The following is a 23,254-nucleotide window of genomic DNA, read 5'->3' on the forward strand; positions in this document are numbered from 1 at the left end:
CCATCCTGACTCAGCAAATCTTCGGTACACTGCTGCTGACGCCGTGGGTCCAGCGGCCCCTGACAGGTCAGTGGGATTGGATACAGCGCCTTCCCCTGAAGGCGACAGCCTTCCTCTATGTCAGCTTACACCTAGCAGCCTTCGCTGGCTATTCGCTTCGGCTGGCCTTGCCCCCCGAAGCGAGTCCAAATCCAAAAATCGGCTTTGAGCCAGCCAAGGCCGCCTATGTTTACACCAACACAACGGGAGAAGACTGGCCGGTGTGTGGTGGCAATGCAAGCCTGCGCTACCCATTCTGCCAATGACCCGCCTCTAAGGGCCTGATTGCTGCCATTCTATTGAATGCGACGCCTTTTCGAGCTGGGGCAGTGCCTCGAAGAGATCGGCGACGAGGCCATAGTCGGCGATCTGGAAGATCGGGGCCTCTTCGTCCTTGTTGATGGCGACGATGACTTTTGAGTCCTTCATGCCGGCCAGGTGCTGGATGGCGCCGGAAATGCCGACCGCGATGTAGAGCTGCGGCGCCACCACCTTGCCGGTCTGACCGACCTGCCAGTCGTTCGGCGCATAGCCGGCATCGACCGCAGCACGGCTTGCGCCGACGGCGGCACCGAGCTTGTCGGCGACGGGAAGGATGACTTCGCGGAATTTCTCGGCAGAGCCAAGTGCGCGGCCACCCGAGATGATGATCTTCGCCGAGGTCAGTTCCGGACGGTCGGATGAGGACAGCGCATCACTGACGAAGCTGGAGAGGCCGGGATTGGCAACGGCCGCGATCGCCTCGACGGCAGCGGAGCCGCCTTCTGGGGCCGATGCGAAGGACGCCGTGCGAACGGTGATCACCCGCTTTGCATCGCTCGACTGCACCGTCTGGATGGCGTTGCCGGCATAGATCGGGCGCTTGAAGGTATCGGCGGAGACGACGTCGGTGATCTCAGAGATCTGGGCGACATCGAGCAGGGCTGCGACACGCGGCAACACGTTCTTGCCGACCGAGGTGGCAGCCGTGATGATGGTGTCGTAGCCGGCGGCCAGCGACACGATCAGATCGGCCAGCGGCTCGGCGAGGTTGTTGGCAAGCTCGTCGCTTTCAGCCAGCAGCACCTTGGAGACGCCGGCAAGCTTTGCAGCGGCATCGGCGGCAGCCTTGGCGCCCTTGCCTGCGACGAGGATATGCACGTCGCCACCGATCTTGGCGGCAGCCGTCAGCGTCTTGGCGGTCTGGTCGGAAAGGCTGATATTGTCGTGGTCAGCCAGAAGAAGAATGGCCATGGGTATTATCCTTTCCTGTCCTTAGAGCACGCCGGCTTCGGTCTTGAGCTTCTCGACGAGCTCGGCGACCGAACCCACCTTGATGCCTGCCTTGCGGCCGGATGTCCTGAGCGATCTTCAACCCATCAGTAAGCCTGTCCGGATGATGCGCTCGTAGATGTATACAGAGTTCTCAATGATAAGAGCTCTGCGAGAGACGTCCTTCTCATAATGAATCTGCATGGCGGCGTAGGCGCGCATACCGAGAAGTTGATGGATGATGCAATCGATCTTGTCATCAGTCAAAAGTGCGATGTATCCACCAGCGATCCCCCGCTTTATCGAACGGCGATAGCCCGAGACGATATTGGCCATATGAATACGATGGGCTTCCGGCGCGAAAACCTCAGCTTCATAGAGAATGCGGTAGAAACCATTATTCTCCGCTACATAGCAAAGAAAAGCATTGAACCGAGCCAACTCACGCGCCACCCCAGGTCGGGATTTCCGTGCCGCTTTTTCGATGGTCCCCAGCATACGCATGCCTTCATAGGGCAGAAGTTCATCGAACAGTGCCTGCCGGTCGACAAAATAATTATAGAAAGTGCCGTGAGCCACGCGGGCAGTCTCGGCGATTTTCGCTATGGAAGCAGAGGCATATCCCTCAGCGGCTACAACTTTGCATCCAGCCGACAGAAGGCTTTCGCGCGTAACCCTGGCCTTCTCTTCACGCGACAGCCGATGTCTGACACGTCGATTCAGCATCTCTCTGGTTATTCTCCTGTCCTAATCCTATGGATCGATAGATGGCGCGGCTCCAAACTGGCCCTGTTGGTCCATATCCCTCAATACGCGTTTGAGCACTTTTCCGGAAGGATTGCGAGGTAGTTCGGACAAGACAACTAGGTCTTTTGGGCATTTAAACTTCGCCAGTGACTTTTCACAATGCTTCAACAGCTCATCGAAACTGAGGCTGCGCGCCTCAACCAGCACGATTGCTGCAACCGCGATTTCTCCCCAACGTGGATGGGGACGAGCAAAGATAGCAGCTTCTTTGACGGACGAATGCCCATAAATTACCCGTTCCACCTCCGAGGAAGCGATGTTTTCGCCGCCGGAAATGATCATATCCTTTTGCCTGTCGGTGATGAAAAGGAAGCCGTCTCTGTCCATATACCCGACATCACCTGAGTGCATATAACCGTCGGAATAGAAAGCTGCTGCGGTGTTATCCGGATCACGCCAGTATTCCCGCATCACTTTAGGTCCGCGTATACAGATTTCGCCTTCTTCTCCGGCGGACATGGGCTTGCCGCATTCGTCGCGAATCTCGATTTCAACGAAACGCAACGGACGACCGACCGAACCGATCTTTTCCAATTCACGCCCGGGATCCATCATCGTGTCGCCCGAACAGGTTTCCGTCATGCCATAGGCATCAATATAGCGGGCTTCGGGGAAACGGCTTAAGAAAGCGCGGATTCGCGATTCCGGCGTGCGTTCCCCGCCTGCAATGCACCAGCGTAGTGAACTACGATTTGGCAGATTTTCGTCAGGCAAGGCAAGAATATCGCTTGTCATAACTGGTGCAAGCCAAATGCCGTCTATGCGCTCGTGCGCGATCGTCTCCAAAAGTTTCCGCGGCTCGAAATCGCGCTGGATCACGATCGTTCCACCCGCCAGATGAACGGCAAGTCCCGGAAGATCGCAGCCGCCCACATGATACATGGGGCCGACAATGAGCAGCCTAGTATTCTTGTTCAAACCTAGCGTGAGAATATGATCATAGCACTTCCAATAGTAGCTATCGTAGGTATGAACCACTCCCTTGGGTCGAGATGTCGTCCCAGAGGTATACATTAGTCTGAATATGCTATCGCGTCCGCGCGGTACGATGTCTGCGGCTATATGGCTCTGTTTGGCCGACACATCCAGCATCGCTGCGACATTGGAGCGGCCGGCCTCGTCTAGCAAAATCACCGGTAACTTGGTTCCTTCCGTCGCATCCACAAAGATATCGTCAGCAAAGATAAGCTGAGCGCCGGCATGCAACGTTATGTATCTCACTTCATCCGCGGAAAGCCGGAAGTTCATCGGCAAGACGACGGCGCCGATATGCCCGATGGCGTAGATCAGTTCGACGTAAGCTAGGCTATTTTTCATCAGTAAAGCGACGATCGAGCCCTCACTAAGACCGCGCTGCCTCAGGCACCAGGCGAGATGACCGACACGCGCCTCAAGGCTTTCCCAATCCAAGCGAACACCCTCATATACCAAGGCCTCTGCCTTTGGTGCCACTCGGGCATTTTGTGCCAGAAACCGCGACAGATTGAACATCGCCCCCCTCCCAAGGATCTCGATTGGCCGGCGGAGGTGGCCCTCATGCCGGGTTATGATCAGTTCCATGTCATAAAGTCGTCCACCCCTTGCGCGAGGCAAGTAGCCGGCCATACTCCCGCTCCTAGTGCGATAGTTCCTCCATCAAGCGAGCGGCTGTTTCCCTGCGTTGCTTCCTCCGATACGGCACGCCAGCCATGAACAATAGTTCACACTATGAATAGTGAGTCAATAATCATTTTATGTGACACTATAGACTCTGGCGCTCAACAGAATCGGTGCAAAGTGGCAAGCTTAACCATGTCTGCGAAATGGATCGCAGGTAAGCAAGAAATTCGACGTTTATCAAACGGTGGACATTCGATGTCAAAACCGGCAGCTGGAAACCAGCTGCCGGAATTCATCCGACTAGGCCGGATTAAGCAGCGAACGAGCTGTCAAAGCTGAACGAGCCGGAGGCGTTGCTGAACGAGAACGTCCCGGCCTTCTGCACGACTTCTGCCGGCAGCGTTGCCGAGAAGGTACCCGAGCGGCTGCCGAAGGTATAGCTGCCGCTGACGGCGCCATCGGCGCCAATGGTGACCGTCGAAGCGACAGTGGAAGCGCCGCCGCTGACGAGATCGAGCATGTCGGCATTGATTTCAGTGATGTTGCTCATGTTAGTCTCCTATTGGGTTAGGTTTGAGGGATTGACCGGGATGATCCTCCCCTCTCCTTGTTGTCACCGGCTGCCTATGGCCTTTAAGGGGTCCAGTACCCAGTCGGTGAAGTGCCGGCGACCCGTAATGACATCGCCGATGAGGGTCATACCGGGGGTCAGCGGGCGCTCTTCGCCGTAGGCGGCGATGCTGGTGCGCTCCAGGCTGACGGTCACGCGGTAGACGGGATCTTTGAATGCGATGGGAGCCAGAAGCTCACCCTCGCGATAGGTGGCGCGGGACACCTGCACGACATGGCCCGACACCACGCCGAAGCGCTGATACGGGAAGGCGTCGACCCGGAGCCGCACCTCTTGGCCCGGCTGGATCAGGCCGGCCGCGCGCGGCGGCACCAGCAGGTTGGCCTCGAGGGCTCAGATCACTTGCTGAGCCACTTCGGCGGCCGCATCATCGACAAAGAACGGGCCTCCTCGTTCAGTTGGATCGATATGGCGGCCCTAGCCGGAATGTCCCCGAGGTCTCTCAGACGGAGCCTGCCGCGTAATATTGGCCGCTAACTGCCCAGTTCGACTGATCTTCGTCTTGCGGCTTGTACCGCCATCCCAATGAGGTGACGGAGACCCTTGCCATCCTCCATCAGCACATCCAAAGCCGCCGCAGTTGTGCCGTTCGGGCTTGTCACCTGCTCCCGCAGCATCGCCGGCGGTTCAGAGGCCTCGACGGCCAGCTTGGCGGCGCCAAATACTGTCTGCTTCGCAAGTAGGAGAGCCAATTTGTCATCTAGGCCAGCGTCGATACCTGCCTGACATAGCGTCTCGATGAAATGAAATACATAGGCCGGTCCAGAGCCTGAGACGGCGGTGACCGTATCCATCAAGGCCTCGTCATCGACAAACGCAACACGGCCGATCGAGGACAGCAGTTCCTGTGCCAGAGCGCGCTGAGTGGACGTTGTTTCATCGCTTGGACAGCACACGATCATGCCCTCGCCAATGGCCGCAGGCGTATTCGGCATGCAGCGGATGATGGCAGTGGCGCACTTAGCGCGCGATGCCATCTTCTGAATACCGATGCCGGCCGCGATCGAAATAAAAAGGCCGCCATCTGCCAAAAGAGCGGAGTATCGCTCGACAACATCGCCGACCACCTGCGGCTTGGTCGCGATTACCGCCACATCGGCTTGGAACGCGATAGGCAAGTCATCCGCGGATGGGTAGGTTCTGGCGCCGGTTTCTGCCGCCCGAGCTCGCAATACGGCATTGGGCTCGACAACTGTGAGATCATGTTGCTCAAACGTGCTCCACATTCTCAGCATGGCGAAGCCCATATTTCCGGCTCCGATAAGGACGACGTGCACCATTTTATTTCCTTTGATCAGATGGGTTCGCGAGCGCCAACAGAGCCAGCCACTGCTTCTCGTCTACGGGCACAGAGCCATTCGCCTCTGAGCGAGCCTTGATGCGCCGGTCGCCTGGGATGCGCTTCTGGCCGGCGGCGCTCAATGCATTGATGAGGGTCTCCACGCGCCTGGCCAATGGCGGCAATCCATCCGCCCCTGTTCGCGGATCGATCAGGATGATCGTTTCGCCTGTTCGCGCGCTCCTGGCCCCAGGCGTTTCCGACCAATCGACTTCATGAGAAAAATCTGCGCCGACGAGCGCCGCGCAGAGAATTTCCACCATCAGTGCGATCGATGCGCCCTTGTGGCCGCCGAAGGTCGACAATGCGCCGCCGTTCAAAATGGCGTGCGGGCTATTGGTCGGGACACCCCTCTTATCGATACCGCTTGCCTCGGGCAGCAACCGCCCTTCCCTTGCGGCGACCTGCACGTCGCCATGGGACAAGGTGGAGGACGCCTGATCGAACACCAGCGGCGGCCCCTCCGCACGCGGTGCGGCGAACGCCAGCGGATTAGTGCCATAAACGCCGGCCCGGCCACCGGGTGGTGCCACCACGGCGATGCTGTTGACGACCGCCAATGCGACAAATCCGCGTAATGCGAAGTCTTCGACATCGAGATAGAGAGCGCCGAGATGATGGGAATTGCGGATGGCAAGGATTGCAATTCCATTGTCTGCGGCTTTTTGCACCAGCATCTCCCTGGCATTAGCCAGAGCTATCTGTGCAAAACCATTATCGGCATCGGCTCTGATGAAACCCGGCGCCACGTCAACTACCGTAGGAATCGGATTGCCATTGGCGTAACCGCTTTTGATCGCAGCGAGATAATCCTTGATCCGAAACAGACCATGGCTCTCGCTGCCGTCCTGCTGCGCGGTTGCGCAGTTGCGAGCCAGGATGCCGGCCGATCCGACGGAATAGCCATGCTTGATCAGGATGACTTCGAGCGTCTCAACCACGGTTTCATACGGCTGCCGGCACATTATTGGTCACAGCGCCTTTTCGAGTTCCGGCAGTGCCTCGAAGAGATCGGCGACGAGGCCATAGTCGGCGATCTGGAAGATCGGGGCCTCTTCGTCCTTGTTGATGGCAACGATCACCTTACTGTCCTTCATGCCGGCCAGATGCTGGATGGCGCCGGAAATGCCGACCGCGATGTAGAGCTGCGGCGCCACCACCTTGCCAGTCTGACCAACCTGCCAGTCGTTCGGCGCATAGCCGGCATCGACCGCAGCACGGCTTGCGCCGACGGCGGCACCGAGCTTGTCGGCGACGGGAAGGATGACCTCGCGGAATTTCTCGGCAGAGCCAAGTGCGCGGCCACCCGAGATGATGATCTTCGCCGAGGTCAGTTCCGGACGGTCGGATGAGGACAGCGCATCACTGACGAAGCTGGAGAGGCCGGGATTGGCAACGGCCGCGATCGCCTCGACGGCAGCGGAGCCGCCTTCTGGGGCCGATGCGAAGGACGCCGTGCGAACGGTGATCACTCGCTTCGCATCGCTCGACTGCACCGTCTGGATGGCGTTGCCGGCATAGATCGGGCGCTTGAAGGTGTCGGCGGAGACGACGTCGGTGATCTCAGAGATCTGGGCGACATCGAGCAGGGCTGCGACACGCGGCAACACGTTCTTGCCGACCGAAGTGGCAGCCGTGATGATGGTGTCGTAGCCGGCGGCCAGCGACACGATCAGATCGGCCAGCGGTTCGGCGAGGTTGTTGGCAAGCTCGTCGCTTTCAGCCAGCAGCACCTTGGAGACGCCGGCAAGCTTTGCGGCGGCATCGGCGGCAGCCTTGGCGCCCTTGCCGGCGACGAGGATATGCACGTCGCCACCGATCTTGGCGGCAGCCGTCAGCGTCTTGGCGGTCTGGTCGGAAAGGCTGATATTGTCGTGGTCAGCCAGAAGAAGAATGGCCATGGGTATTATCCTTTCCTGTCCTTAGAGCACGCCGGCTTCGGTCTTGAGCTTCTCGACGAGCTCGGCGACCGAACCCACCTTGATGCCCGCCTTGCGGCCGGATGGCTCTTCCGTCTTCAGCACTTTCAGGCGCGGCTCGGTCGAGACGCCGAAGTCGGCCGGTGTCTTTTTGTCAAGCGGCTTCTTCTTCGCCTTCATGATGTTCGGCAGCGAGGCATAGCGCGGCTCGTTGAGGCGAAGGTCGGTGGTGACAACGGCCGGAAGCTTGATCTCGATGGTCTGCAGGCCGCCGTCGACTTCACGGGTCACGGTCGCCTTGCCGTCACCGATCTCGATCTTCGAGGCGAAGGTCGCCTGTGCCGAGCCGAGGAGGGCTGCCAGCATCTGGCCGGTCTGGTTCGAATCGTCGTCGATCGCCTGTTTGCCGACGATGATCAGGCCCGGCTGTTCGGCGTCTGCGACACCCTTGAGGATCTTGGCGACCGCCAGCGGCTCGACGGCATCATCGGTCTCGACCAGGATCGCCCGGTCGGCGCCCATGGCGAGCGCGGTGCGCAGCGTCTCTTCGGCCTTGGCAGGCCCGATCGAGACGACGATCACTTCCTCAGCCTTGCCAGCCTCCTTCAGCCGCAGCGCTTCCTCAACCGAGATCTCGTCGAACGGGTTCATCGACATCTTCACATTCGCAAGCTCGACGCCCGTACCATCCGGCTTGACCCGGATCTTGACGTTGTAATCGACGACGCGCTTAACAGGCACGAGTATTTTCATGGAACAACGTCCTCTGTCTTTCCGGGTTTTCGTAAAGGCCGGCCGATCAGCCAGCCTTGTAATAGGAGGCATTTGACGGCGGCAGCGGTTCCTTGCCGCATATCCGGTCAGCAAGCTTCTCCGCCATCATCATGATTGCGGCGCTCAGATTGGCAGTGACGACGCGCGGCATGATTGAGGCGTCCACGACACGCATGCGCCGCACCGCCTTCACACGCGCTTCTCTATCGACCACAGCCTCGTCATCCGTGCCCATCCGGCATGTGCCGGACGGATGGTAGGAGGTGCCGAGATTGGCCCGCACGAATGTCTCCAGCTCCGCGTCGCTTTGCACATCCGATCCGGGAGAAAGCTCCTGGCCGCGATATTTGTCCCAGGCCGGCTGGCGGATCAGATCTCGCGCGAGCCGCACGCCATCGACCAGATCTTTCAAGTCCCGTGGCGACTGCAGGTGATTGAAGACGATAGAGGGCGCCTCGGCGGGATCGGCGGAACGAAGCGTCACCGAACCGCGACTTTCCGGCCGCGACAGGTCCATCCAGAATTGGAAACCGGGTATGGCAACCAGTTTGCCGTTCTTCACATAGCGCGTCAGCGGCAGGAACTCGAACTGCATGTTGGGAAAGGCAACATCATCGTGTGTCCGCAGGAAAGCGCCGGTCTCGAAGAAATTGGAGGCCCCCAACCCTCCCCGCGTCAAAAACCATTCGACACCGAGCCTGGCCCGACCGAAGAGATTGAGCTCGGAGACCAGCGAATCCTCATAGTTCGTCGCATATTGCAGATTGACGCCCGGATGGTTTTCGAGATTTCGGCCGACCTGACGCGCCTCGCCCTTGAGCGCAATGCCGTGACGGCGCAATTCGTCAGGATCGCCGACACCCGACAGCATCAGCAATTGCGGTGTATTAAACGCTCCGGCGCAGAGAATGACTTCCCGCTCGCAATCGACAAGCCGCGGCCTACCGTTTTCAAGGATCTCGATACCGATGGCAGCCCCGTTCTCGACCACGACCCGGCTGACCAAGGTCTTGGACATGATGTGGAGATTGTCGCGCTTGGCCGCCGGGTGCAGATAGCCGCGCGCCGACGACCAGCGCTGTCCGCCGTGAATAAAGGATTGGGCGATGTGGAGCCCTTCCTGACGATATCCATTGTGATCAGGCGTCACCGAATAGCCCGCCTGCTCGCCGCCGCGCAGGAAGGCATCATAGAGCTTGTGCTCCGCCTTGCAGCGGCTGATACGCATCGGGCCGTCGCCCCCGCGCCATTCGTCAGCGCCGTCCGCGAATGTCTCCATGCGCCGGAAATAGGGAAGGCAATGGGCGAAATCCCATTCCGGCAAGCCTTGCTTGGCCCAGCCGTCGAAATCCATGGGGTTTCCCCGATTGTAGATCATCGCGTTGATCGAGGAGGAACCGCCGATCACCTTGCCGCGCTTTTCGTCCATGGTGCGCCCGCCGAGATTGGGTTCCGGGCCGGATTGATAACCCCATCCGAGCTTCTTGCTTTGATAGGCAAAAGGGAGTGCGGCAGGCATGGCTATGACTGGCCCGCGATCCGATCCACCGGCCTCAACGAGAAGGACCCGGATCGCCGGATCTTCGCTAAGGCGGGCCGCCAGGATGCATCCTGCCGAGCCTGCCCCGACAATGATGTAGTCGTAAGCCATTCTCTTTTCCCTCAGGTTGGCCGGATACGGCCCACCAATATTGGATACGATAATATTATTTTGTATAAACTTTTGTCAAACCAAAAACCGCAGCCTTGCGAAATTTGGTGATCCGCCCGTGATTTGGGAGCGACACATCAGCCGCAGCGGCAGAAATGGAGGCTAGAGGCGGCGCATGGAGGGGAATGCAGTAGCTTTAGCCGGCTCAAGAGCGATGACGCCGGCTGGCCTGCACCGATTTCTTCGTTTGCTCGATATGGGTTTCCAGCAAAGCTGTTGCCTGCTCGATATCTCCTTCGCGGCAGAGCGCCAGTAGCAGTTCATGCTCCTTGCGGGGGCGCTCTTTTCCGGCGGCCAGAGACACCTGCATGCGCACGAAGCGGTTCACGTGGCCGTAATTCGCTTCGATCATCGACAGAAGGCGAGGCCGGTGACAGGGTGCATAGATCGACCAGTGGAACTGCCAGTTCATGCTACCCCAGCTTTCCGGGTTCGGCTCCCGGTTATAGCCTTCAAGAATGCTCTCCGCGTGACTGAAATCCTCCTCGGCCATTTCCGGAATAGCGAGACGAAGTGCGTGGCATTCCAGCGCAATCCGGATGTCCAACATCTCCAGCACATCGTCCAAGGAGAGGCTGGCAACGATAGCGCCGCGATTGGGTTCAATCTTCACCAATCCTTCGGTTTCGAGTTGCCTAAGAGCCTCGCGGACGGGAATTCGGCTGATGCCGAACTGTTCGGCCAGCTGATCTTGGCGGAGCTGCGTTCCTTCCGTGAGATCGCCGCTTAGAATAGCTTCTCGCAATCCATCTCGCACAACATCAGGCGCGGATCGACGCGGTTCCATGATCTTAGTCACCACTGTACCTTATACGTTTTATACAGATTGTATAATTTGCAATTGCGCCTTATGCAAGCAGATGCTTACGTCAGGCAACAGCTTTGCGAGAGAAGATCGCGCATCCGGCGGATCCCACCATAATCAGCACGATGGACAGCATCTGCTGGTTCGAAAGCCGCTCGTTCAAGATTAGGGCACCCATCAGGGCACTCATGGCCGGTGCTGCGCTCAACAAGATACCGAGTGCGTTCGGCGGCAATCGTCGGAAGGCGAACATTTCGAGCATGTATGGAATGGCGCTCGACAGCAAAGCCACAAGAAGACCGACCGTCAAAATCTGCCAGCCAAGAAGCGATGCCCCCGCATTGTAGACCCCGAAAGGGACACCGAACGTGGCTGCCACGGCCATCCCCAGCGAAACCGCTCGCGCCGGTCCGAGCGGAGATATTTTCTTGCCGAAAAGGATATAGCAGGCCCAGCAAGCAGCCGCGCCAGCCGCGAAAAGCAGGCCAACGGGATCGAGGTCATTCTCCGTTCTGAGCGGGAGTAGAAAAACAAGGCCGCCCACGGCGGTCGCCAGCCACAGGAAATCGAGCGGCCGTCTTGAATGAGCAAGGGCGACAAGCAGGGGACCGGTCACCTCGACGGCTGCGGCGACACCGAGAGGAAGACGCGCGAACGCCTGATAGATCAGGATGTTCATCAAGCCGAGGGAGACGCCAAAGCCGATAATCGCGAGTGGCGGGGCTCGTTGAGTTCCTTTACGCCAGGGCCGGCCGATCACCATAAGCAGAAGTGCCGAAAAACCGAGACGCAAGGCGGTGACGCCTTCTGGGCCGACGGCAGCAAAAAGGCTCTTCCCCAAAGCCGCGCCGAGCGCCGAACAAGTCAGCGCGCCGACGATGGCCGGGGATGCCCAGGCTTGAGCGCCTGAGCTGAAAGCGGTCGTCCTCATTCGTCTAAACCTCCTTTGTGGCGCAAGACAAGCGGGACTGATCGAACTGTAAGCGATCATCGACCGCAGCGATCTTTCAAGCCGCGTATCCGGCAATGGACGAACAACGACCGCGATGACCTGCCCTATCGGATATGCTGCAGGAAGCTCGCAAGCCGCTCGCTTGGAGGGTTAGCAAGCAGTTCCTTGGGGTCTCCGTCGTGCAGGATGTGGCCCTTGTCGATAAAGAGCAGACGACTGCCGACGTCCCGAGCAAAGCCGATCTCGTGGGTGACCACGACCATCGTCATGCCTTCATCCGCAAGCTGTCGCATCACCTGGAGAACCTCGTGGCGCAGTTCGGGATCAAGAGCCGACGTCGGCTCATCGAAAAGCATCAGCTTCGGGCGCACCGCCAGCGACCTGGCGATCGCAACGCGCTGCTGCTGCCCGCCCGAGAGCTGACTCGGATAATGCCCTGCCCTTTCCGACAGGCCGACCTTGGCCAGCAAATCCCTGGCGATCGTCTCCGCTTCGGCCTTGCCGGATCGCCGCACCTTCAAAGGGCCGAACATGACGTTTTCGAGCGCCGTCATGTGCGGAAAGAGGTTGAACTGCTGGAACACCATCCCTGCCTCGAGGCGGATCTGGCGGATTTCGGCGTTTGTGCCTTTCGCACTGAGACCATCGACGATCAAGTCGCCGCTTTGAATGGTCTCAAGGACATTGATGCAGCGCAGCAGCGTGGATTTGCCCGACCCGGAGGGGCCGATCAGGAAAACGATCTCGCCCTGGTCTATCGAGAGATCGATGGATTTCAGGACATCAAGCGTGCCGTAACTTTTTACGACTTTTCGGAATTCTACGATGCTCATGTCATTTGAATCCGCTTTTCGATCACCCGGAAGATGATTGCCATGATGCTGATGATGACGAGATAGATGGCGCCGACGGCGGCCCAGATCTCCACCGCCCGATAATTCTCGGTCATGATCTCCTGGCCCGTCCGTGTCAGCTCGGCAACGCCGATGACGATCAGCAGCGAGGTGTCCTTCAGGCCGATGATGAACTGATTTCCAAGCGCCGGAACCATCCGCCGAAAGGCAACCGGTCCGATGATGTAAAGGAGGACCCGGTGGAGCGGCAGCCCCATCGCCAACCCGGCTTCGCGGAGTCCGTACGGCACGGCCAGGAAGCCACCACGAACAATTTCCGCAAGATAGGCCGAGGAATTGACCGTCAGGGCAATCATGCCAGCTGTCAAAGCCGTCAGCTTGATGTCGAGAAGCGACGGCAGCGCGAAATAGATGAACATGATCTGCACGACCATCGGCGTACCGCGGATGAGGCCTATATAGACCTGCGCGATCAACGAAATATATTTAGGCGCGTAAGTCCTGACGACGCCGATAATGGTTCCCAGGATCATTCCCGCCAACAGCGACGCGGCGGCAACCATGATGGTTACGGCCGCGCCGCGAAGGAGTGCGGGAAGAGCCTCGATAATTGCCGACCATTCGAAGGTCATGCGAGCTCCCCTTATGTGTTGGTTTCGGTCTCAATCGCCTCGCAAATCAACCGGGAAGCTTACCAAACCACTTCTTGTAGATGGCGTCGTAGCGCCCATCAGCCTTGATCTTCTTCAGTGCATCGTTCGTCTTTACGACCAGATCGCTGCCCTTCGGGAAAGCGATTGCGACAGGAATGCCATCGCCAACGGGGGCCTCCAGGACCTTCACTTTGCCCTTGCCCTCTGTCTGGGCAAAATATGCAAGGAAGGGGTAGTCGTAGACGACGGCATCGGCGCGCGACGCCTGCAACTCCATGAACATGTTGGTCACCTGTGGGAACAACGTGACTTGGGCTGTCGGAACATGCTCCTTTAGCCAGGTCGTCGAAGCAGCACCTGTTACGGACGCAACCTTCTTGCCGGCGAGATCGTCGCCAGACTTGATCGTCGTATCGTTTGCAGCGATGAGAACGCCGAGAGCGCTTGTGTAATATACGTCAGAGAAATCGACGACCTTCTTACGAGCATCGGTCGCAAAGATGCTCGAAATAGCCAAATCGATATTCGCGGTCTGAAGCGCTGGGATGAGCGCGCCGAAGTCCATTGGCGTGACGTTGTATTTGAAACCTGCTTCCTTGGCGATTTCAACAAGCAGATCTTGATCAAAGCCAACATACTTGCCGTCCTGAACAAAATCGAACGGCTTGGAGTCGATACTCGTGCCAACCACGATGGTCTTGTCCTGCGCAAAGACGGCCTGTGTGAAGGCCATGGTCGCGACAAGCGCTCCGAAGAATATACGTCTGTTCATCTCATGTTCCCCTTTGAATTCGTTGGTTAGCGAGCGTGCATCCGTCCATGACCGAGGGAGATTACATGCTCACAAAATGGATACAATCATACAATATAGAATACTTCAACATACTATTGTATAAAATTATATCGATGCGGACGATCTGCGTGAGAACGGGCAGTGGTCAAATCCATTCCAACACGAGCATTGCTGCCCACCGAGGCAACGCGACGCGATATCCCTTGCAGCCATAGAAGCCGCAGCGGATCTCCATCAGCGCCTTAAAGGCGCTTCTCGGAAATCATCTTCGTGCGCAAATATGCCTCGAGCCCCTCGATCCCGCTCTCGGCGCCATAACCCGACTCGTTGACACCGCCGAAGGGCGTTTCCGGTTCGTGAACAGATGTATGGTTGACCCCGACAACGCCGGCTTCGAGCGCTTCGCCGACGGCGGACGCCGTCGATCCATTGGTGGTAAAGAGATAGGCTGCGAGACCGAATGGAAGCGAGTTGGCGCGGGCGATCACCTCATCGACGGACTTGAAGGGCGTCAACTGAGCCAAGGGGCCAAACGGCTCCTCGGACATCACTCGGGCGTCGTCTGTCACGTCCTTCAGAACGGTAGGCGCATAGAAATAACCCTTGCGGTCAAGGCGCTCGCCCCCGAGCGCAACGGAGGCCCCTTTCTCGACGGCGTCCCGCACAAAAGCGTCCATCATGTCCAGCCGCCGTTCGGTGATCAGCGGGCCCATCTGCGTGCCTTCGTCGAGCCCGTTGCCGACGACAATCTTGCGGCTTCGCTCAACGAACCCCGTTACGAAGTGCTCATAGACGTTTTCCTGGATATAGAAGCGGGTGGGAGACGTGCAAACTTGCCCCGCATTGCGAAACTTGGCGGCAATCAGCACGTCGAGCGCCTTTTCCACGTCGGCATCTTCGAAAACGATCACCGGTGCGTGCCCGCCGAGCTCCATGGTGCAGCGTTTCAACGTCTCGGAGGCCAGGCGCTGCAACAATTTTCCGACAGGCGTCGAGCCGGTCAGGGAAACCTTCTTCGGAACAGGAGAGGCAATCAGATGCTCGGAGATCGCGGCCGGCGGGCCGAAGACGATGTTGAGCGCCCCTGCCGGCACGCCAGCATCCTGAAAGCAACGACCGATCGCAACGGCGGTACCGGGCGTCTCGTCGCTCGGCTTCACGATGATGCTGCAGCCAGCCGCAAGTGCTGCCGCCATCTTGAGGGTCACGTTGCCCGCCGGGAAATTCCATGCGGCAAAGCCAAGTGCCGGGCCCACCGGCTCCTTGAACACCATCTGCCGCACTCCCGTCGCGCGCGCAGGAATAATCCGGCCATATGCGCGCTTTGCCTCCTCGGCATACCAGCGTGTCGCATCGGCGCAGAATTGGACCTCTCCCACGGCCTCTGCCAAGGCCTTGCCGTTCTCGAGCGTGAGGGTGCGGGCGATATCGCCTTTGCGGGCTTCGATAAGGTCCGCGGCCCGGCTCAGAATCTGCCAGCGATAGGCGGCCGTCGTGGTTTTCCAGGCCTGGAACGCTCTTCCCGACGCATCCAGTACACGATCCAGATCATCCCTGGTCGCATGGGGAACGGCGGCGATTTCGGCTCCGTCGGCCGGATTGAAGAGCGGCGCGGTCGCCCCGCTGCTTCCCTGCACCCAGGCGCCATCGATCAGCATTTCGAGTTTTTCAGCGTACATCCTCAGTCCCCTGGATTGCGTCATCAACCGAGCAACATCTCAGTCTTTTTCTAATTGTATAAATAATAAGATTATCGTATGCAATTATAAAACATCGCATAATATACCGCTCTTGCGGAGGGACGCGTTCCATGACCATCAAAAACGAAGCCGTCGATGTCGCCGTGATTGGAGCCGGAAGCGTCGGTATCGCCGTCGCCTATTATCTGGTTAGAAACTACGGCATTAAGGACATCGCGATCATCGATCCACGCGATCCGATGAGCCTGACTTCCGCCCAATCCGGCGAGAACTATCGTAATTGGTGGCCTCATCCAATCATGGCGGCTTTCACCAACGACAGCATCCGGCTGATGGAGGAGATTGCATCCGCCTCCGACAACCGCATCAACATGACACGACGGGGCTATTGCCTCGTCACCCGCCGGGCTCAACCATCCGACCTCATCGAGGATCTCTATCGCGGCTATGGCGAGAACGCTGAGGATCTCATTCGCATTCACAAGGGCGCCGGCCCGCATGACAGCTACCAGCCGCCAGTGTGGGCGGACTGGCGGCTGGCGCCGGACGGCGTCGACGTGCTCTGTGATCAGAACCTCATTCGCAGCACGTTTCCGGCCTATGCCGACGATGTCTCCACCATTCTCCATGTCCGGCGCGCGGGCGCAATCAGCGGCCAGCAGCTTGGCCAGTTCATGCTGGAATACATCAAGGGCCAGGGCGGGCGGCTCGTGCGTGGCGAGGTCGTTTCGATTGCCTCTGCCTCGCCTTTCCTTCTCTCGGTCAAGACGAGCGACGGGCTCGCCTCCCTTCGCGCCGACCGGATCGTCAATGCCGCCGGACCTTTTCTCAAGGATGTGGCAGCGCTTCTGGATGAGGAGCTTGCTGTCTCCTGTGTCTATCAGCAGAAGATCGCCTTCGAGGATCGCGAGCGTGTGGTGCCACGCAACCTGCCCTTCACCATCGACCTCGACGGCCAGACACTTGGCTGGAGCGAGGAAGAGCGAACCCTGCTCGCCGAAGATCCCGACACAGCCAAACTGACCGAATTCATGCCGGGCGGCATCCATTGCCGGCCAGATGGCGCGGAAGACGGCAAATGGATCAAGCTCGGCTGGGCCTTCAACGAGGCTTCTTCCGACCCGCATGGCCCTGAACCCATTAACGACCAGTTCCCGGATATCGTCCTGCGTGCCGCGAGCCGGCTTCAGCCGGGGCTTGCCGCCTATATCGGGCGCCTGCCGCGTGGCGCACATCATTACGGCGGTTACTACACCACGACTGCGGAGAACTGGCCGCTGATCGGCCCGATGCGCACGCCCGGCGCTTTCGTGGCGGGTGCTCTTTCCGGCTTCGGTACGATGGCGGCCTGCATATCGGGCTCGATCTGCGCCGACTGGGTGATGGGGGAAACGTCAGCGCCCTATGCCAGGACGCTGAGCGCGGCGCGATACGACGATCCTACAATCATGGCCGAACTGGCGGCGCTCAACAATCGCGGACATCTGTGACGGAGACCCGGCTCGTCGAATGAGAAACAGTAAACACCATTCGTTTTACCCGGCACGGAGCCGGAGCAGACAGTCAAGGAGATAAGATTGAAGACCGACATTGTTATCATTGGAGGTGGGGCAATCGGCGCGGCCGTTGCCTATTTTCTGAAACGGACTGATGCGAGCGTCTCGGTGATGGTGATCGAGCGGGATCCGACCTATAATCTCGCGTCCACCCCGCGTGCTTCGGGCGGTGTACGCCGGCTTTTCTCCCTGCCCGAGAACATCGCGCTCTCCAACTACAGCATTCCATTCTTCGACGATTTTGCAGAAACCATGGCTATCGATGGCGTGCAAGCGGACATCGGCTTGAAAAAGAACGGCTATCTCTTCATCGTGCCGCCATCGAGCCGCGACATGCTCAAGCAGAATTTCGAGATCGAAACGAACATGGGCTGCAATGTCGTCTGGCTGGAGCCGGACGAGATCAAGCACAAGTTTCCCTCGATGAATGTCTCGGACCTGGGGTCCGCCGTCTATTCTCCCGACGATGGTTGGCTTGACCCGCATAGCGTGCTCATGGGTTTCCGGAAGAAAGCCCGCTCATTGGGTGCCAATTTCATTGCCGACGAAGTGGTGGGTTTTGAGCGCACGGCAACGCATGTAGCCAAGGTCAAGCTGAAATCCGGCGCGGAGATCGAGGCGGATCATTTCGTCAATGCCGCGGGCGCCTGGGCGAAGGATATTTGCACGATGCTCGGCTTCAAGGTTCCGATCGAGCCGTTGCGCCGGTTCGAGCATTATTTCGAAACCGAGGAGCCGATCGAGCCGCTTCCCTATCTGAAGGACCCGGAGCGTCTGGCGTTCCGGCCGGAAGGCAAGGGATATTCCGGCGGCGTGCCGACGCTTGCCGAGCCGCGCGGCTACAATTTCGAGGTCGATCACGACTATTTCGAAAATGTCGTTTGGCCCGCACTGGCGCATCGCTTCCCGCAGTTCGAGAAGACGAAGTGCAAGAATACGCTGCCGGGCCTTTACGACCAGAATGATTTTGATGGCAATGTCATCATCGGTCCGGGCGCGGACGGTCTCACGAATTTCCATATGCTCGCGGGCTTCTCCGGTCACGGGCTGATGCACGCGCCCGGATGCGGCCTGGCAATGGCGGAATTGCTGCTGCAGGGACGCTATGAGACAATCGACCTCACCCGCCTCGGCTGGCAAAGGCTCCTCGACGGCCGGCCGCTTCCCGAACGTGGCATCATCTGACTCTTTGGGGGCGGCGGTTGAGATAATCGTCGCGCCCGCAGCCGGTTAGCGCCTGCGCATGGCGGCGCGTAACGACTTCTGTGTCTGTTCGATGTGCTTTTCAAGCAGGGCGACGGCCGTGTCGGCCTCCCCCTCCCTGCAGAGCCGCAACAGCTCGGCATGATCCTGCTGGGGCTTCGCCTTTCCCGTCGCCAGCGACACCTGGCGCCGGGTGAAGCGGCTGACATGGCCGTAATTCGCCTCGATCATGGCCAGGAGCCTCTCACGATTGCAGGGGCAATACAGCACCCAGTGAAAGCGCCAGTTCATCTCGCCCCAGGCGGCCGGGTCCGATGTTTCCTCATAGTCGGCCAGGATTTGCCCGGCTGCCTCGATATCCTCGACCGCCATGTTGGGGATGGCAAGTTTCAAAGCCCGGCATTCGAGCGCGATGCGAATGTCGAGCATTTCAAGAACATCCTCGACGGACAATCCCTTTACGACCGCGCCTTTGTTGGCGTGAAGCTCCACTAGCCCTTCGCCCTCAAGCTGGCGCAGGGCCTCGCGGACGGGTATTCTCGACGTTCCGAACTGCTCTGCAAGTTCGTCCTGACGAAGCTGCTGGCCCTCTTCATAGGCACCCGCCAGGATCGCTTCCCGCAGGCCGTCCCTGACGAGTTCAGGCGCGGATTTGCGCACTTCATTTCCCTTAACAGCCATCAAAGTACCTTCTCAGTCCAACCAGATCCTGGATTAGATGGCAGCGTTTTGTATAAATTTGTCAACAGCACACAAGGATAAGCGCTGTGGAGAATGCGACCGCCATGCCTCTGTCTGGACGCGCTGCCTGGTGGATGGTTGCGGCAGCGAAACCGATATCACTGACATTCAAGCCGATGCTTCCGTCGCCTCCTCAAGCAAACGCCGGATGCCGTCGGCAATAATTCTGACCGGTTCCGTCGCGCTTGATTTGCCCACAAGACGAATATCAAACGAGCCGAGTTCTTCAAAACCATCCTCGGCGCCGAGAACCCTCATGTCGTCCGTCACGTAGGAACAGGGGAGCGGCGCTACCGCCAAGTCCGAGACCACGGCCGCACATTGCACCGTAGTGCGCGGGCTGAGATAGGCAAAGCGGTAGGCTTGACCCGTTCTTTCCAGTTGTTCGAGGGCTACCGCACGCCAGATGCACCCATCTTCGTGGGTCGCGATAGGCAAGGGATCCTGCTGAAAAGCGGAACCTTGCCTTGCTCCCGCCCAGACAAGCTTCTCGGTGCCAATCACTTCGCCGCGCGGCGCCGAAGGGTTGGCAACATCACACGTAAGGGTAAGGTCGAGCCGCTGTTCGTCTATGCGATTGACGAGACGATCGCTCGTATCGACGACGACGTCGACCACGATGCCCGGATAGGCGTCGGAAAGGTCCTTCAGGATTTTCGGAAAAAGCCGCTCACTGATATCAAAAGGCGCGCCCAGCCGCACCACACCCGTAAGCTGCGGATCCACCAATCGAGAGACCGCCTCGTTCGACAGCATCAACATCGTGCGAGCATAGGTCAGCAATGTCTCTCCTTGCCGCGTCAGCCTGATCGTGCGTGCTGCGCGTATGAACAAAGCTGAGCCCAGTTGCTCCTCCAGCTTCTTGATCTGCATCGATACAGCGGAAGGCGTACGCGAAACGGATCGCGCGGCCCCGGAGAAGCTCAGCATTTCCGCGATGGCAACGAATGTTCGCAGCACATCGTTATCGAGCAACAGCCTCTGCCGATTTAAGTCATCAACTGTCATTCGCTCTCGCGGATTTTCGCGTGCGGGCGGTCTGCCGGCACGACTGGTGCAAGGAAAAGTGAAATGCAGTTGCCGAGATTCCCATAATGTATATAAAGGTAACGTATATTATACAATCATATAAGTCCAGGATAAAGCCCACACATCGGCCAAGAGTATGGGCAGCACCGCATGATTGTGATCGGATAACGGAAAACTGAAAGGAACTGGCAATGCCTTGGATTCGAGTGGATTTATCTACGGGCCGTACGGTTGAGCAAAAACAGAAGGCCGCCGAGGCCATCACCGACGCGCTGGTAAAGTTTTGCAACTGCACACCCGAATCGGTCAGCATCGTGTTCAACGACGTGACCGCGGACAACTGGGCCTTTGCGGGCAAGCTTCTTTCGCAAGCCGCAAAATCCTGAGAGCGGGTTGTGGAATCGCCGACGCGTCCGACGTTGCCCCTTGTGTGATCCTGTCCGGCCAGCAGATCTTCGCCCATATGCATGTTCAGCGGAAGCCGGAGACCTAGCCATATGACATGGGCGATTCCGTCATCGAGAAATCGGTGCCGGCGATAGAACGGATAACATGTCAATCCGCTCACACCGCCAGATCCCACATTTCGATCGATGCTCGGTTAAGGTGACGGTCACAGCACGGCCCAGAAACGAAAAAGCCTGCCGCGGGAGGAGGTGCGGCAGGCTTTTCGAAAAGAACCGAACAGCGACTGGGAGGAGGAGTGCCGCTGTTCCCACAGACGTCCCTGGGAGGAGGAGTGGGCCGTCTGAAACCCGAAGCTCTGCGGGAGGAGGTGCATTGCTTCGATAGGTTGGATCATACACTGGCCGCCGCAGTTTCCTATCGTTTATGCTGCACTGCAGCTATGCAAGAAATACAGATCGGAAAGATCCAACACGAAACGAGGACCCAACCGATCCTCAGACAGGGAGCCCGACGCAAAAACGCCCGCGTTATCAACGGGCGTCGAGCAGTCTTTGAGACGATAAGTCCGTGCGGTCAGCGCGCGACCGATGCGCGGGCAACGCTGCGGATGTCGGCGCGGTCGATGCCGAGGTCCTGCAGTTCACGGCTGGACATGCGGCCAAGTTCGTTGACGGTCTGACGGAACTTGCGCCAATTGTTGAAAGAGCGTGCTACGTTCATGATGATCCCCTTTCCTGAGGGCTTCTGACGTCAGCAGCCTCGCTTGGCTCCGGCGTCGTTTCGATGGTTGGAATATAGCCATTTCAATCGGTTTAAAACAGTGACAATCTCTCATTCCACCCATGCATCTGGCGCATTGGTTCTGCATATTCCGCAAGAGATGATCGTTTCTTGGGCGCTGAAACAATCGAACGCCGTCGGTTGCTTGTTCAGCGGATCAGCATCCGGATAGCGATAGTTCTCCGTTTGTGAAGCAGCTTTATTGCAAACGTCGATCGGGGACGGCTTTGTCCTGAGCGGCAAAATGGCGGCTACGCTGCCGCCGATACTGCACGCCTCTTCCTTAAAGCCCACAATGCGGCAACCAACAGAACGATTACCACGACGGACAGTATCACACTTAATATGTAGGGCTGAACGCGAGCAAGAAACGGCACCGGCCCACCGGCGCGAGCGGTGGCGACATCCGCGAGCGTAACCTTGGTCGCCGGATTGCCGAAATTCATGAGCACATAGTTGGAGACATCGACGATCTGCTGGTCGGTCAGAGGCGTAACGAAGGACTGGGCACCGAAACCAGGCATGAGAACCTGCTTGCCGGCCGTGTCGCGATCGACGCCATAAAGAATTGTTGCCACGAGATTGGCGGGCTGACTGGCACCGGTCGCGCTGTTGTGGAAGAGCGACGGATAGGCCTGGTTTTCGCTACCAGCACCATCGATCTGATGACAGCTGGCACAATAGCCGCTGTAGAGCTGCGCCCCGTCGCGAAGGCTGTTGTGCTCCGTTTGCGAATAGACGCCGCGAATGCTGCTCTCTGAACTGACCGCTGCGCCGTACTCATAGGCGGCACGAGTGTCGCCAGGGTCGCGAATGGCTGGAACGCTCTTGAGAAACGACGCCAGGGCATGCAGGTCGGCATCTGGCAGATATTGCAGGCTGTTCTGAACGGCCTCCGCCATGCCGCCCGCTGCCTGGTTCTTGCCGTCCGCATGACCCGTGCGGAAGTACTGGACAAGTTCATCGGTGCTCCAACCGCCGACGCCGCTCACCGGATCAGACGTGATATTGGGTGCATACCATGGGCCGACGGCGCCTCCGGCAAGATAGCTGCCGGCACTTTCCCCCATCAGCAAGCCGCGCGGCGAATGACAGGAGCTGCAGTGACCAAGCGCGCCGGCCAGATAGGCGCCGCGGTTGATCTCCTCGGTTTTGCCTGGGTCCGGTTGAAATGGCGCTTTGGTGGAATAGAGCAGGTTCCAGAACGCCATCGAGAACCGGATATTGAACGGAAATGGTAAGTCCGTCTGGTTTGATGCCTTGTCATCGACAGGTTGGACGCCATGCATGAAGTAAGCATAGAGCGCATGCATGTCGGTGTCGGTGATCTCGGCATAAGCGGTATACGGCATGGCCGGATAGAGATGACCGCCGTCTTTGCGGATTCCCTTGCGCACCGCCCGATCGAAGTCGTCTTCGGTGTAGTTGCCTATGCCTGCCGTCTTTGAGGGCGTGATGTTGGTGGAGTAGATGGTGCCGAGCGGTGAGACGATCGGATACCCGCCGGCGAAAGGTCTATTGCTGTGGGGCACGGTGTGGCAGGCCATGCAATCGGCGGCAGTCGCGATCCCCCTGCCCTTTTCGACAAGTGCTTGTGGATCGCTGGTCTGGGCCCCGGCCTTCCCAACTCCCAGAATGGCCGCGGAAAGGGCGAGCAGGATGACTGCTCCCCGTTTTGCAGGACTATTTTGCTTGACGATCTTTCGCATG

24 protein-coding genes and 1 pseudogene are annotated in these 23,254 nt (G+C 58.6%); 4 read left to right on the top strand and 21 right to left on the bottom strand.

Translation table 11 applies throughout. From position 1 onward, the window contains the following. The coding region (locus tag RRH01S_RS34590; RefSeq protein ID WP_042477010.1) for a hypothetical protein at positions 1 to 305 on the top strand (305 nt) is incomplete at its 5' end. 7 nt (positions 306 to 312) lie between these two features. On the opposite strand, the gene RRH01S_RS30840 is transcribed toward RRH01S_RS34590, so the two are convergent. From RRH01S_RS30840 to RRH01S_RS30915, 17 genes and pseudogenes are all read right to left on the bottom strand, one after another. Next, positions 313 to 1,272 (bottom strand): electron transfer flavoprotein subunit alpha/FixB family protein, encoded by a 960-nt coding sequence (locus tag RRH01S_RS30840; protein WP_042477013.1) that lies wholly within the window; start codon positions 1,270 to 1,272, stop codon positions 313 to 315. A 21-nt stretch (positions 1,273 to 1,293) separates the two neighbouring features. Then, positions 1,294 to 1,374, bottom strand: a pseudogene (locus tag RRH01S_RS35020) (electron transfer flavoprotein subunit beta/FixA family protein); the annotation flags it as partial. 15 nt (positions 1,375 to 1,389) lie between these two features. Then, on the bottom strand, positions 1,390 to 2,016 hold the full coding sequence (locus RRH01S_RS30845) for a TetR/AcrR family transcriptional regulator (protein WP_052365376.1): 627 nt from the start codon (positions 2,014 to 2,016) through the stop codon (positions 1,390 to 1,392). Between the two features lie 27 nt (positions 2,017 to 2,043). Beyond that, entirely contained in the window at positions 2,044 to 3,588 is a 1,545-nt protein-coding gene (locus RRH01S_RS30850; RefSeq protein ID WP_042477221.1) for an AMP-binding protein, read from the bottom strand. 418 nt (positions 3,589 to 4,006) lie between these two features. Further along, positions 4,007 to 4,246, bottom strand: coding sequence for a Blp family class II bacteriocin (locus RRH01S_RS30855; protein WP_007689312.1), 240 nt, complete (start codon positions 4,244 to 4,246; stop codon positions 4,007 to 4,009). A gap of 63 nt (positions 4,247 to 4,309) precedes the next feature. Continuing rightward, complete coding sequence (locus RRH01S_RS30860; protein WP_052365383.1) at positions 4,310 to 4,639, bottom strand: beta-barrel domain-containing protein; 330 nt, start codon at positions 4,637 to 4,639, stop codon at positions 4,310 to 4,312. Between the two features lie 161 nt (positions 4,640 to 4,800). Next, a complete protein-coding gene (gene proC, locus RRH01S_RS30865) occupies positions 4,801 to 5,607 on the bottom strand; it encodes a pyrroline-5-carboxylate reductase (RefSeq protein WP_042477016.1) in 807 nt (268 codons plus the stop codon). 1 nt (position 5,608) lies between these two features. Then, positions 5,609 to 6,607, bottom strand: coding sequence for an Ldh family oxidoreductase (locus tag RRH01S_RS30870; RefSeq protein ID WP_234711791.1), 999 nt, complete (start codon positions 6,605 to 6,607; stop codon positions 5,609 to 5,611). 30 nt (positions 6,608 to 6,637) lie between these two features. Beyond that, positions 6,638 to 7,567: an electron transfer flavoprotein subunit alpha/FixB family protein gene (locus tag RRH01S_RS30875; protein ID WP_042477022.1), complete on the bottom strand. Its 930-nt coding sequence runs from the start codon at positions 7,565 to 7,567 to the stop codon at positions 6,638 to 6,640. 21 nt (positions 7,568 to 7,588) lie between these two features. Next, positions 7,589 to 8,338 (bottom strand): electron transfer flavoprotein subunit beta/FixA family protein, encoded by a 750-nt coding sequence (locus RRH01S_RS30880; RefSeq protein ID WP_042477025.1) that lies wholly within the window; start codon positions 8,336 to 8,338, stop codon positions 7,589 to 7,591. Positions 8,339 to 8,384: 46 nt separating this feature from the next. Continuing rightward, complete coding sequence (locus RRH01S_RS30885) at positions 8,385 to 10,010, bottom strand: choline dehydrogenase (protein WP_042477028.1); 1,626 nt, start codon at positions 10,008 to 10,010, stop codon at positions 8,385 to 8,387. A 205-nt stretch (positions 10,011 to 10,215) separates the two neighbouring features. Further along, positions 10,216 to 10,869, bottom strand: coding sequence for a GntR family transcriptional regulator (locus RRH01S_RS30890; RefSeq protein ID WP_234711792.1), 654 nt, complete (start codon positions 10,867 to 10,869; stop codon positions 10,216 to 10,218). 70 nt (positions 10,870 to 10,939) lie between these two features. Beyond that, on the bottom strand, positions 10,940 to 11,806 hold the full coding sequence (locus RRH01S_RS30895) for an EamA family transporter (RefSeq protein ID WP_042477034.1): 867 nt from the start codon (positions 11,804 to 11,806) through the stop codon (positions 10,940 to 10,942). 125 nt (positions 11,807 to 11,931) lie between these two features. Then, on the bottom strand, positions 11,932 to 12,660 hold the full coding sequence (gene glnQ / locus RRH01S_RS30900; protein ID WP_110924687.1) for a glutamine ABC transporter ATP-binding protein GlnQ: 729 nt from the start codon (positions 12,658 to 12,660) through the stop codon (positions 11,932 to 11,934). Further along, on the bottom strand, positions 12,657 to 13,313 hold the full coding sequence (locus RRH01S_RS30905; RefSeq protein WP_042477038.1) for an ABC transporter permease subunit: 657 nt from the start codon (positions 13,311 to 13,313) through the stop codon (positions 12,657 to 12,659). The genes glnQ and RRH01S_RS30905 overlap by 4 nt, the downstream gene beginning before the upstream one ends. A 46-nt stretch (positions 13,314 to 13,359) precedes the next feature. Next, a complete protein-coding gene (locus tag RRH01S_RS30910; protein WP_042477040.1) occupies positions 13,360 to 14,106 on the bottom strand; it encodes a glutamine ABC transporter substrate-binding protein in 747 nt (248 codons plus the stop codon). 263 nt (positions 14,107 to 14,369) lie between these two features. Then, positions 14,370 to 15,806, bottom strand: a complete 1,437-nt coding sequence (locus RRH01S_RS30915; protein WP_042477042.1) for an NAD-dependent succinate-semialdehyde dehydrogenase — start codon at positions 15,804 to 15,806, stop codon at positions 14,370 to 14,372. Between the two features lie 131 nt (positions 15,807 to 15,937). On the opposite strand from RRH01S_RS30915, the gene RRH01S_RS30920 reads away from it, so the two are divergent. Both RRH01S_RS30920 and RRH01S_RS30925 read left to right on the top strand, forming a co-directional pair. Beyond that, the gene (locus RRH01S_RS30920; protein WP_042477045.1) at positions 15,938 to 17,317 is read left to right on the top strand and encodes an NAD(P)/FAD-dependent oxidoreductase; all 1,380 of its coding nucleotides are present in this window, start codon (positions 15,938 to 15,940) and stop codon (positions 17,315 to 17,317) included. An 87-nt stretch (positions 17,318 to 17,404) separates the two neighbouring features. After that, positions 17,405 to 18,568 (top strand): NAD(P)/FAD-dependent oxidoreductase, encoded by a 1,164-nt coding sequence (locus tag RRH01S_RS30925; RefSeq protein WP_042477047.1) that lies wholly within the window; start codon positions 17,405 to 17,407, stop codon positions 18,566 to 18,568. 45 nt (positions 18,569 to 18,613) lie between these two features. On the opposite strand, the gene RRH01S_RS30930 is transcribed toward RRH01S_RS30925, so the two are convergent. Further along, a complete protein-coding gene (locus RRH01S_RS30930) occupies positions 18,614 to 19,267 on the bottom strand; it encodes a GntR family transcriptional regulator (RefSeq protein ID WP_042477050.1) in 654 nt (217 codons plus the stop codon). 168 nt (positions 19,268 to 19,435) lie between these two features. Beyond that, on the bottom strand, positions 19,436 to 20,335 hold the full coding sequence (locus RRH01S_RS30935) for a LysR substrate-binding domain-containing protein (RefSeq protein ID WP_042477053.1): 900 nt from the start codon (positions 20,333 to 20,335) through the stop codon (positions 19,436 to 19,438). 212 nt (positions 20,336 to 20,547) lie between these two features. Between RRH01S_RS30935 and RRH01S_RS30940 the strand changes: the two genes are divergently transcribed. Beyond that, complete coding sequence (locus RRH01S_RS30940; protein ID WP_042477055.1) at positions 20,548 to 20,742, top strand: tautomerase family protein; 195 nt, start codon at positions 20,548 to 20,550, stop codon at positions 20,740 to 20,742. A gap of 595 nt (positions 20,743 to 21,337) precedes the next feature. Here the strand turns inward: RRH01S_RS30940 and RRH01S_RS33780 are convergent. Together RRH01S_RS33780 and RRH01S_RS30945 are read right to left on the bottom strand one after the other, a co-directional pair. Beyond that, positions 21,338 to 21,484 carry a DUF1127 domain-containing protein gene (locus RRH01S_RS33780; RefSeq protein ID WP_007690640.1) on the bottom strand — a complete coding sequence of 49 codons (147 nt, stop codon included), beginning with the start codon at positions 21,482 to 21,484 and terminating at the stop codon, positions 21,338 to 21,340. 311 nt (positions 21,485 to 21,795) lie between these two features. Next, the gene (locus RRH01S_RS30945) at positions 21,796 to 23,253 is read right to left on the bottom strand and encodes a c-type cytochrome (protein ID WP_042477058.1); all 1,458 of its coding nucleotides are present in this window, start codon (positions 23,251 to 23,253) and stop codon (positions 21,796 to 21,798) included. Between the last annotated feature and the right edge of the window lies 1 nt (position 23,254).

Source organism: Rhizobium rhizogenes NBRC 13257, from assembly GCF_000696095.1.
GTDB classification, from domain to species: Bacteria; Pseudomonadota; Alphaproteobacteria; order Rhizobiales; family Rhizobiaceae; genus Rhizobium; species Rhizobium rhizogenes.